This window comes from Butyrivibrio fibrisolvens (assembly GCF_023206215.1).
GTDB lineage: Bacteria > Bacillota > Clostridia > Lachnospirales > Lachnospiraceae > Butyrivibrio > Butyrivibrio fibrisolvens_C.
The window spans coordinates 1,911,251-1,923,003 of the sequence record NZ_CP065800.1 but is presented as its reverse complement, the minus strand read 5'-3'; the positions used below and the strand labels follow the sequence as shown (position 1 = coordinate 1,923,003).

Sequence of the window (11,753 nt, the reverse complement as noted above, 5' to 3'; positions counted from 1 at the left end):
GGCTAAAATAATATTCATCATAAAATAGCAGCTTCTACAAGCATCTGCCTATGATTCATAGGAATGAAATCTGTCATGGCGCTGTACTTATCAGCTACAGTTATTATAAATCCCTCAATAGTACGAGGACGTGTGGGAGTCACAGGCCACATGTGATTGCCTATGATATCTCTTGCGGTATCATCAAGTCCACCAAGAAGACTATCTGCTATATCAACTGAATCTACCGGATGTTTCATATAACACTCAGATTTACTTGCATACTTGAAGTGTCTGCCTATAATGCCAAGGTCATGCAAGAGGGCGCATACGATAAGAAGCTGCCAGTTAGTCCTTATCTTGAAGACAACATAAAGGAAATGACATATGCAAAAGCATACGCATGCAACTCTGAAGCTATGTCTTGCAACGGTGGTAACATGATGATGTGTCTGGAGATCTGCTTCCTGAAACTGTCTGGATGCCATGATCTTGGCTCCGACTAACTTAACTGTTTCCTGTGCTTCGTATCTTATCCTCAACATTAAAACCTTAATCCTTTAAAATACATATAACGAACAGATGTTTGTATTCTAATCTCAAATAATTGTTTTTGCAATAATTGTTTTTTGTTTTTATGATTTTTCTTATATTGTCGATGCAATATTTGATCATATTTAACACACCGATAATATCTCACTTGAGCAATCTGGTATACCTAGAGAAGCTACAGAATCGAACCGTGTATTAATCATTGCAAAAACTTCTTATTATTTTCAAATTTCCCACCCTAGCGGCGAGGGGCTTACAAAGTCGTAACCTCATTCATACCGCAGCGCTTCAATAGGATTGAGCTTTGCAGCCTTGCCTGCCGGATAATATCCAAAGAACACTCCGAATACTATAGAGAAAAGTAGACATGCAGCGATACCTGTTACTGACGGACTTCCCTGATAGTTCATAAGATTTGATGCAGCTATTCCAAATACAATACCCAGTATCACACCGATTATTCCGCCGATAAAGCATACAACTACTGCTTCTGTAATGAACTGAAGCCTTATATAACCATTGGTAGCTCCAAGAGCTTTTCTGGTGCCTATCTCTCTGGTTCTCTCTGTAATAGATACGATCATGATGTTCATAACACCGATTCCGCCTACCAGTAAAGATATGGCTCCAACTGCCATGAAGGCCATCTTCTGAGTATTAAGCATATTCTCCATCTCTTTAAGCTCAGCCTTCATGCTATAAGCATAGATTTCATAAGCATCATTGTTTTTATAGAAGTTCTCATTCATATAATCCATAAGATCAAAGGATAACTGTGTCGGATCTGCTCCAGCCTTGGTGATCACATCAAAGTTAGTAATATTAGCCTCTTCTCTAAGCTGCCTTGTTGCTGTCATGTATGGTATATAGGCGCCTGTCTGAATGTCCCTCTGGCTTGTTCCGCTACTGTATCCTGTATCATGATATTCGTATACTCCTACGATAGTATAGTTGTAGTATTTGCCGTTTATAACAACTTCGACATTCTGCCCAAGGGCGCCTTCATTATCACCACTGAACATATTCTGAACATATTTATCGCTCACAAGGATAACTTTTTTGCCATCTTCATAGTCTTTTGATACAAAACTTCTTCCTGCAAGCATTGTAAGATTGTTCTTTTTGATACCTGTAGCATTGCTTCCAATAAGGGTTATATTGGCATAGTTCTTCTTATCTGTAACTTTCACGCTGCCTACTTCTGCAGATATGGAGATGCCACTTATACTACTGCCAAAAGTCTTTCGGATGCCTTCAAGCATCTGGCTCGAAACGTAGTCCTTGTCTTTCATAGCGCGGACATTCTCATCGTATTCTCCGTTCTCATCAGCTTTCTGAGTGAGGAATACGCTAACTACATTGGCACCCATATCTCCCATGGAATTCATAGTAGACTTATTCATAGCATCACTTACTGTCATGATAGCTATCATAGAAGCGATACCTATCACTATTCCCAGCATCGTAAGACATGTTCTTAATTTATTGGCATAGAGAGCTGAAAGAGACAGCTTTATATTTTCTAATATCATTTCTATTTTTTTCCTTATTATGTATGAAAAAATAATCCAGCCGGTCAGAAGTTACTTGCTGCCTTAACATAGGAATTATGATTAGTTCCCTGTCTTTCGCCTATGATCATTCCATCTCGAAGTGTCAGGATTCTCCCTGTCTCTTCTGCCAGTTCATTAGAATGGGTTATAAAGACTATAGTGATTCCTTTTTCTTCATTTAATTTATGGAAAAGATCCATGACAGCCCTTCCGGTTGCACTATCCAAAGCTCCTGTTGGCTCATCGGCAAGAATTATGGCAGGATCATTGACAAGAGCTCTTGCTATAGCAACTCTCTGCTTCTGACCACCTGAAAGTTCATCAGGCTTATGATCTGTCCTTTCGCCCATTCCTACAAGTTCTAACAGTTCCATGGCCTTTTCTTTTCTCTCTCTTGCCTTAACTCCTGCATATAACATAGGAAGTTCCACGTTCTTAAGAGCACTTGTTCTGGGGATCAGGTTGTAAGTCTGGAATACAAAACCGATCTTTTGATTACGTATTGCACATAGCTGATTATCTTTGGCCTTGGCTATATCAATTCCGTCAAGTATATAGGATCCCTTCGTAGGCTTATCCAGTATACCTATTATATTCATAAGAGTAGATTTGCCGGATCCTGACTGACCTACTACGGATACAAACTCTCCTTTTCTGACCTTTAGATTCACTCCGTGTAGTATCTCAAGCTCATTTTCCTTACCAATATTAAATCTTTTAATGATGCCTCTTGCATCGATCATAATATCACTCATCAGTACATGCCTTCCGTAAAGTCTCCCGTATCCTCATAGCTGCCTGTATCAGTCATAAGATCAGGCATTTTAACTTCCATGCCTTCAGAGATTCCATCTCCTATTATCTGGACATAATAGTCTGTCTTAAGTCCGTATGATACTGATATATTCTGAGTTTCCATATTGCCATCAGCATCTGTTCCTGTCACTACTTCCACATATGGCTGACCGTTATCATCAATCTGAACAGATGACTCTGATACAGTTAGAGCATCTGTAACTTCCTGCTGGATGATAGTAAGCTTGGCAGTCATACCTATACGAAGTCTGTCACTTGGATTAGTGATGGTAACTTCTATAGGATAGTCTGTACTAGCGGATGTACCTGCAGATTCATTGGTAGAGGAAGATGCTGTTGTAGCCTTAGGAACAGGTGATACAAAAGTCAGGATTCCGTCCATAAGCTCATCCCCTGTTGTATCAGTCTTAATAGTAACCTTCATACCTTCATAGATATCACTTATGTCATACTGATCTACTGTAGCTGATACCTTGTATCCGCTATCATCCTGAAGAAGAGCCAGCTCTCCTCCTTTATAGGTATCTCCCTGTTTTACATCCAGGACTGTGATAACTCCGTCAAAAGGAGCAATGATCGTAGCCTTCTCAATCTGAGCTGTGATCTTGTCAACTTCCTGCTGAGCTGTAAGCTCAGAAGACTCTGCCGAAAGCTTACTACTAGTTACAGAATCAGCGCTGTCTGCAACGCTCTTATCACTGCTTCTCTTGGTATCTTCCTGATTCTCTTTGGCCTTATCAAGGCTTTCCTGATTGGTCTTAGTCTGAGACTTGGCAGTATCATACTTGGACTGAGCTTCTGACTGTTTACTCTTTGCTTCAGACTGAGCTGTCTGTGCTTCTGTCAGAGCTGACTGCTTACTTTCAAGGTCTCTTTGAGCATTCTTACTATCTGTCTGTGCGGTGTCATTGGCCTGTTCTGCTTTATTTTTGGCTTCAAGGGCTGCATCATATTTGGCCTGAGCATCTTTTAACTCCTGACTATTCTGAGCATTACTAAGCTCAGTTTTAGCACTGTCAAGAGTAGATGAAGCTGTATCATAGGCAGATGTCTTATCATCAAGCGTCTGCTTGGCTGTATCCATATCTGCCTTCTTAGTTGCAACATCGCTTTCTTTATTACTTATCTGTGTATCTATATCTTCCGGAGGATTCTCTGAATCTTTCTGAGATCTGAGATCTTCAAGTTCAGCTGCAGCTGTATCATAGGCACTCTTGGCAGTATCATAAGTACTCTGGGCAGCATTCTTGTCAGAAAGAGCTGTATCATATGCAGCCTGTGCTGTATCTACCTTGGTCTTGGCAGCATCTATAGCAGTCTGAGCATTGGCCTTGGCAGTATCAAGCTGCGCCTGGGCATCAGACAGAGCACTTACCGCATTGTCATACTCCTTCTGAGTCTTAGTAGCTGCATCTGACTTACTGTTTGCATTATTAGTAGCATTGGTAACATCATCTTTGGCACTTGTTACTGCAGCATCCTTACTCTGAGAGTCAGCCTTGGTGGTATCTACATCTTTACTTGCAGTATTCATGTCATTAGTAGACTTATTAAGTTCATCCTGCGCCTTATCTACATCATCCTTGGCTCTCTCATTCTGAGTAGAAGCTGACTCTGTGGCATTAGAATAGCTTCTCTTTGAAGCATCTACGTCAAGCTCATTTTTTTCCTTGGTAGTCTCAAGATTCTTGTTAGCAATTTCAAGGGATTTTTCTAAAGATGTAGTATCAAGAACTGCGATGACATCTCCTGCCTTGACCCTGTCACCAACAGACACATTGAGCTCACTAACCGTAACATCCGTCACTTCACTAGAAAGACTGTAACTTGCACTACTTGCAATAGTCCCGTTTACTGCTATGGACTTGGACAGATCCTGCTTGATGATCTGCTCTGTAGCTGCCGGAACAGCCTCCACTTCTTCCCCCTTAGCCTTGGCAAAAGACAACGCCGATACTCCCACAGCGCCGGCAAGACATACAGCAATTGCAGCAAAGACCATCTTCTTATGAGACTTAATACCATTGCCGCACTTTATAAGAACTGCTTTAGGGCTTATCTTAAGATCCTTCTTATTTGACAAAGCGGATTCACCAGACTCGTCATCTTCGAAAGCATCTTCTAAAGACTCATCTTCATAGGCAAAGTCTTCATCTAATAGATCTTCATTTGTAGAGTCATCATTTATAGAATCTTCACCCAATGACTCTTCATTGGTAGGATATTCATTGATTGTATCTTCATCCGCAAGCTCATCACTCAGCATATCATCATGGATATTATATTCGCCAATAAGATCCTCACCTATCATCTTCTCGTAGATCTTATCTTCGTCTATCAGATCTTTATTGCTACTATCCTCAAGAATGTCACCTTCTCCAATAATGCTCTCACTACTGGTATCTTCATTAGCAATATCTCCATCACCGTCAGCCACATTGCTATATACCCCGTTATTATCTATTGCCTGCTCATCTAATTCGTAATCCTTCATTATAGCCTCCGAAAAATAGTTCACGTTAATCTTCGAAGTACACTATAACGACCTATCTTTAAAGCAAGCTTTATTTAAACTTAAATGTAGCTTAAGACTTCCCGCTCTGCTTCTTGGCAGTCTCCATGGCTTCATCAGACACTGCAAAAAAAGCCTTGACTATATCAGGATCAAAGTGCGTTCCTGATTCTTCTTTTATGATATCCATCGCCTTTTCAAATGAAAAAGCCTTCTTATAGACCCTGTCAGATATAAGCGCATCAAAAACATCTGCAACAGCCATGATCCTTGCAGGAAGCGGAATCTCCTCACCCTTAAGACCCTCAGGGTATCCTGTACCATCCCATCTCTCATGATGATACAAAGCTATATCCCTTGCTATTTCAAGATAACTTGCCTGTGGAAGAGATTCTATCAGCTCATCAATAATAGCTCCGCCATATACAGAATGTTTTTTCATGATATCGAATTCTTCAGGTGTAAGTTTACCGGGTTTATTAAGAATCGCATCAGGAATCCTTATCTTACCTATATCATGGAGAGGGGCAGATTTATATACATTTTGTATATAGTCGTCGGTAAGCATGCCTGATTTTATACCCATTCGCCTCATCTGTCTCATGATAATAAGAGTATACATTGAAGTCTTTCTGATATGATCACCGGTTGACTCATCCCTGTTTTCAACCATATCAGCCAGTATGACTATAAGATCAGACTGCATTTTTTCTATATAATCTGTTTTCTGGACCATCTTGCTAAAACTCTTACTACTGTCCTTGGCAACCTGAACGAAGAAATTGTAGAGCCTCTCTATCTCATCGCCTGTACGGATCTCAAGTTTACTTAAAAGCGCAAGATTAGCCTTTTTGGCCTCTTCGCTGTCATATCTGAAATCTTTGAACATCATGACCATAGTATCAACAGGATATACAACTCTGTACTTAGATACCCATAGTCCTGTGATTATGATAACTACGATCATTCCTGAACACAGGATCAGAATACGTACTACGAAATTCCGCCTATATACGCCCAGATATTTCATAGATACATCGGCACACGCATAGCACACTGTCTCACCATCCGAGTTATATACCGGAATAAAAGAGGTAAGAAACCAGCCATAATACTCATTAGATATAAAAGGCTCGATTCTCTCTCCCTTTAGTAAAGCAGGGATATACTCATATAATGATGCATCAAACGGCACCAGTTCACCCGGATCTGCAGCTTTCATATCAGGAGTATCTATATCAAATACCGCGATGCATCCATCCTCAACTATCTTATAGACATAGATGTATTCTATGTCAGCAGACATCTTTTTGATATTTTCCAAAGCGCCTTTTATATCTTTATATTCCTGCGTGTTTCCTTTGCTCTGTATATAAAGATCAACCCTGTCCCCATCTATGATATTTGCAACCATGTGAGATGCTCCGACAGCAAGTCTTTCCCTTTGATCTTTTGTATGTTGTACGAAAAGAGAACTAGCTACAATTGCAACTACAACAAGCACTACAAGGCATGTGCTTATAAGAGATATTGCAAAGACAGTTCCTATCTTAGTCTTTCTGGTTTCTGTCTTACTGATCTGTTCAAGTTCACTATCTTTAACGGGTTTTTGAAGCCATCCAAATTCATTAAGAAGTTTTTTGATATCAGCAGGAACGATCCTTACTGCAATGTAGGTTATCATAAGACATATCACATGAGATATGATCGCAGTAGTAAATACTATGACAGACGACCTGGCAAGCATGCTCGCAGGCAGACTTCCCACCGCAGTCGAATAAGCATTGATCGTAAAAAGATCCTCACTTAGATGACCTGATTGAAGTTGGATAAGACTCGTAAGAATAGTATTGATTCCGGCAATAAAGATAAGATATGTAAATATACCGGACTTTTTTGAAATATCCTTTTTTATAATAATATGTTGTGATAATGACGCTTAGAACATTAACAAACCCATAGTATATGTACTCTTTTATAAACAATGAGACGATCAGTTCTGTCACAAACACAGCCCAGACTCCCAGAAAATATCCGGACATAACAGCAACAGACATAGAGCCTGCAATCCCCAGTGCCGGCATCAGGCCCATTCTGGTACACCCCAGACACAATATGCAGTTGAATAGTACTGCCAATAGAAATACGGCAATTACTCCAGACCATTTTTTCAATGAAACTTTGTTCATTTTATTATTTGTCCTTTTTCAGCATATCTGCAGCTGCTCTTACATCTTCCGGATCCAGCATAAAAGCCTTAACTACTTCCGGATCAAAATGTGTTCCTGACTCTTCCTGAATTATGCTCATGGCTTTTTCAAAAGGAAATGCCTTCTTATAAACTCTGTCTGAAATAAGTGCATCAAATACGTCTGCAACAGCCATGATCCTTGCACTAAGCGGGATCTCTTCGCCCTTGAGGCCGTACGGATAACCGGAGCCGTCCCATTTTTCATGATGATACATGGCTATATCTCTGGCCACTTCCAGGTAGCTTGCCTGAGTAAGTGATTCAAGGAGCTTTTCGATTATCTCACCACCATATAGAGCATGCTGCTTCATGACCTCAAATTCATCAGGCGTAAGCTTCCCCGGTTTATTAAGAATCGCATCTGTTATTCTGATCTTGCCTATATCATGAAGAGGGGCAGATTTATAGACATCATCTATATACTCATCTGTAAGGGCTTCAAGGTGTATACCCATTTTTCTCATATTCTTCATAATGATAAGGGTATACATGGATGTCTTCTTTATATGATCGCCTGTAGATTCATCCCTGTTCTCAACCATACCGGCTAGAATCACTATGAGATTGGCCTGAACCTTCTCGATGTAATCAGACTTCTGCTGCATCTTACTAAAACTCTTCATACTGTCTTTAGTAACCTGCAAAAAAGAGTTATAGAGTCTTTCTATCTCATCACCTGTACGGATATCCAGATCTTCTAGAAGTTCCACATTGCCTATTCTGGCTTCTTCACTGTCATATTTAAAGAATCTGGCTCTTTCTACCATAGAATTAACCGGATAGATGATCCTGTATTTGGCTATCCAAAGTCCTGTAATTATGATCACTATGATTATTCCTGAACACAGAATAAGGAGCCTGATAAAAAACTGTCTTGTATAATTGGACAGATACTTCATAGATATATCTGCGCCTGCATAGCATACAGTCTCACCTTTTGAATTATGGATAGGTGTATAAGAAGTAAGCAGCCATCCATAATAGTCATCAGATACAAATACATCTATATCGCCGCCCTCTAAAAGAGAGGGAACAAACTGTTCAAAAGTAGGATCAAAGGGCACTACCTCACCCGGATCTGCAGCTACAACATCTTCCGAATCAAGGTCAAAGACAACATGGCAGCCATCAGGCATTATCTTATAAACATATACGTATTCGATATCACCGGATATGCTTCGTATATTCTCAAGTGCTTTGTACATCTTCTCATACTCATAACCATATCCCCCACTTGCTATATACTCATCTATCCTGTCACCATCTATCACCTTGGCTACCATCTCAGATACGCCCTTAGCAAGCTTCTCATGCTCATCCTGAGTGTGCTCTATAAAGAGTCTGCTGCCAATAGAAGCAACTAATAATAGTACTGTAAGACATGTTGAGATAAGCGCGATTATAAACACAGTATTAGTCGTAATAACTCTGGTTCTGGTCCTGTTAAAAAGCTCAACTTCCTCATCATCGATCGGCTTTTGAAGCCAGCCAAAATTATGTAAGGTCTTCTTTATATCTTCAGGAATGATCCTGACTATAAAAAAAGCAATTACAAGGCCTATGATCTGAGCCGGAATAGCTATAAAAAAAATAACAACAGCAAACAAAAGTAGCAGTTCCATAGAAGATAGAGAGAATACATTAAAAGGCATTGAATCTCTCATTATCTCTGCATTGATCTCGCCAGTCTCTCCTACTATTACGCCGCTTAAAACTGCACTGATACAAGAAGTGATCAGTACATACCTGACAATCTTGGATCTGCGTTTAAAATAGCCTTTTTGAGAATAATAAGCTGTAATAATGACAATAAGAATATTGATGAGAGTATAGTACAAAAACTGATTGATAAAAATACCTGTGATGATATGAGTAAACATAACAACCCATACTGCAGGAAAATATCCCGCCATAATAGCTATAGCCATAGAACCTGCCAAGCCCAAAATAGGCGGTATACCAATTTTCATAGATATATAACTAAATAAACAATTTATGATAACGGCAATTATAAATATAATAGTTCCAAGGATCCATCCGCTTTTTATAAGTCTATTCATAAATATCCATCCGATGAAATATTTTAATAAACTAAAGATATGACATACGGTTCAAACATGAATCTGTATTTTTGAATTATAAAAGTCTACAAATTGTATATCGACATATATAAATTAAAATCAAGTTTTAATTTATACAAAAAAGCCTTAAAGCAGGTCACATCTCGTAAGATGATCATCGCTCTAAGGCTTTGCTGTTATATGTATCTAAAAATCTGAAATTGAATGCGTCCGGTGCGCCGTTTATCTTGTGAACTTAGAGATGAACTTCCATGCATTCTCACATGTATGCTGGCGGCATTCATGCTGCTGATGGCTCACACTTGCAAAAGCTGTGCGGCATACTCCGTCTTCGCTGTCATAATAGCGTATAGTAAGATCGCTGTTTCTTGAGTCGTCATGAACAACTTCTACGCGGTCAGCTTTCTTTCCATAAATCTTATCTTCCCAGTTAGCACGGTCTTCAAAGTCAAGATCTTCGAACCTTTCTTTACACTTATTGACACTTGCTGCATACTGAACTCTCTCAATGCACTGCGCTGCCTGGAAGGGGAGTTCCGGAAGAGGCGACTCTTCTCCGCCTGAATAGAAGATCGGAACAGGCACTGTCTTGTTGATCCTGTCACCAATATAGTCACCAAAGAGGTTATGATCTTTTGGAAAAAGAGCACTTGCCGGCATAAGTCCTGCAAATATCTCCGGATATTCCTGGAACATATCCCATGACTTACCGCTTCCCATAGAAAAGCCTGTTCCGTAGATCCTGTGCTCATCAATAGGATATCTAAGTTTAAGGCTCTCTATGAACTCTGCAACCTCTGTAGCTGATACTGCAAGATGGTTATCAATAGCAACATACAAAAAGCCATACTTGTGAGCAACTTCATACCAGCCTGATACAAAGGTCAGGAACATAGCTGTATCTCCGCCTCCATGGAAGCCCAGTACCAGCGGTACCTTGGATCCGTCCATGATGTCCTTATTATAATAAGCAAAATAACCTATCTTGTGCTCCTTGGTATCCTTGAATATGCCCTTATTATCAGGAGATGTCTTAACAGTTATAACTCCGACATCTTCATTCATGGAAAGTGCTTCAAAATCAGGCTCTATCTGGAGATCTCCGCACCATCTCTTATACTTTTTGACAAATGAGTCAAAGTCCTTCTCATAGTCAGCAGCATCTGTGACAAGAAGGTGTTCACAGTCCTTGAATGCATCGTTGACTTTTGAAGAATTGGCTACGCTTACAATAGCTATATCTTTCCTCTCTACGTTAGGAACTACACTAAGTCTCTCCATAGAGCATACAGAAGGTGTGATCTCGCCAGGTCCCCAGAGATACTGGCCGTCAGTTGTTTTTAACAGGTTCCTTGCAACATAGTCTGCAGACTTGCCATAACTATAGATATCAGCTCTAAAGATAGCGCCTCTTATATAGAAGCCCATGTATCTCTTACTGATGAAATCGCTCCATTCTACAAGGCCGTCTTCATATACAGGATACATCTTGACTGATGCGATGACTTCTTTATAAAGCTCATCTGTGGCACTATCCCATGCTCCGTCACATGTAGGATATACGAACAGGACGCTGGAGTCATATCTTGCTGCTATCTTCTCAAGGCCGCTCTCTTTGGCAAAAGAGATGGCGTCTTCTTTGCTGCGTCTGTCTTCTTCGAAGATAAGAAGGAGCGGTGCTCTGAATGTGTAGTCATTGGCCTGGCTGTCAATGTCATTAACAGGCACATAGGCCTTTAAATAAAAGTGTTCGAATTCATGTTCCCAATACTTGCCGCCGTCACTTAAAGTCTCGACAACGGGTCTTTCCATCATTCCCATATTGCTATCCTCCGTTTTGTAGCTGACAAAACATCGCGCCCTGGCAGCGCTTCATTCTCAAAGATTTTGCAGGAGTGCGTGACCCTCAGGCATACAGTATATAAATCATTGCCACGCTGCTAATTGTTTTATAAATTCATGGCATGCTATCTGGCGCTTTTCATTCTGGGGGCTGAAACTCGCTTCGC

7 protein-coding genes are annotated in these 11,753 nt (G+C 40.2%); all 7 read right to left on the bottom strand.

All coding sequences use genetic code 11. The features are described from left to right. Positions 1–17: 17 nt before the first annotated feature. Complete coding sequence (locus I7804_RS07895; protein WP_248405830.1) at positions 18–524, bottom strand: HD domain-containing protein; 507 nt, start codon at positions 522–524, stop codon at positions 18–20. A 276-nt stretch (positions 525–800) separates the two neighbouring features. Then, positions 801–2,063: an ABC transporter permease gene (locus tag I7804_RS07890; protein WP_248405828.1), complete on the bottom strand. Its 1,263-nt coding sequence runs from the start codon at positions 2,061–2,063 to the stop codon at positions 801–803. Between the two features lie 44 nt (positions 2,064–2,107). Then, a complete protein-coding gene (locus I7804_RS07885; protein ID WP_248405827.1) occupies positions 2,108–2,839 on the bottom strand; it encodes an ABC transporter ATP-binding protein in 732 nt (243 codons plus the stop codon). Beyond that, positions 2,839–5,394 carry an HlyD family efflux transporter periplasmic adaptor subunit gene (locus I7804_RS07880; protein WP_248405826.1) on the bottom strand — a complete coding sequence of 852 codons (2,556 nt, stop codon included), beginning with the start codon at positions 5,392–5,394 and terminating at the stop codon, positions 2,839–2,841. The genes I7804_RS07885 and I7804_RS07880 overlap by 1 nt, the downstream gene beginning before the upstream one ends. A 91-nt stretch (positions 5,395–5,485) precedes the next feature. After that, positions 5,486–7,159, bottom strand: a complete 1,674-nt coding sequence (locus I7804_RS07875; RefSeq protein WP_248405825.1) for an HD-GYP domain-containing protein — start codon at positions 7,157–7,159, stop codon at positions 5,486–5,488. A 446-nt stretch (positions 7,160–7,605) separates the two neighbouring features. Then, on the bottom strand, positions 7,606–9,723 hold the full coding sequence (locus I7804_RS07870; RefSeq protein ID WP_248405824.1) for an HD-GYP domain-containing protein: 2,118 nt from the start codon (positions 9,721–9,723) through the stop codon (positions 7,606–7,608). Between the two features lie 243 nt (positions 9,724–9,966). After that, entirely contained in the window at positions 9,967–11,565 is a 1,599-nt protein-coding gene (locus I7804_RS07865; protein ID WP_248405823.1) for a hypothetical protein, read from the bottom strand. Between the last annotated feature and the right edge of the window lie 188 nt (positions 11,566–11,753).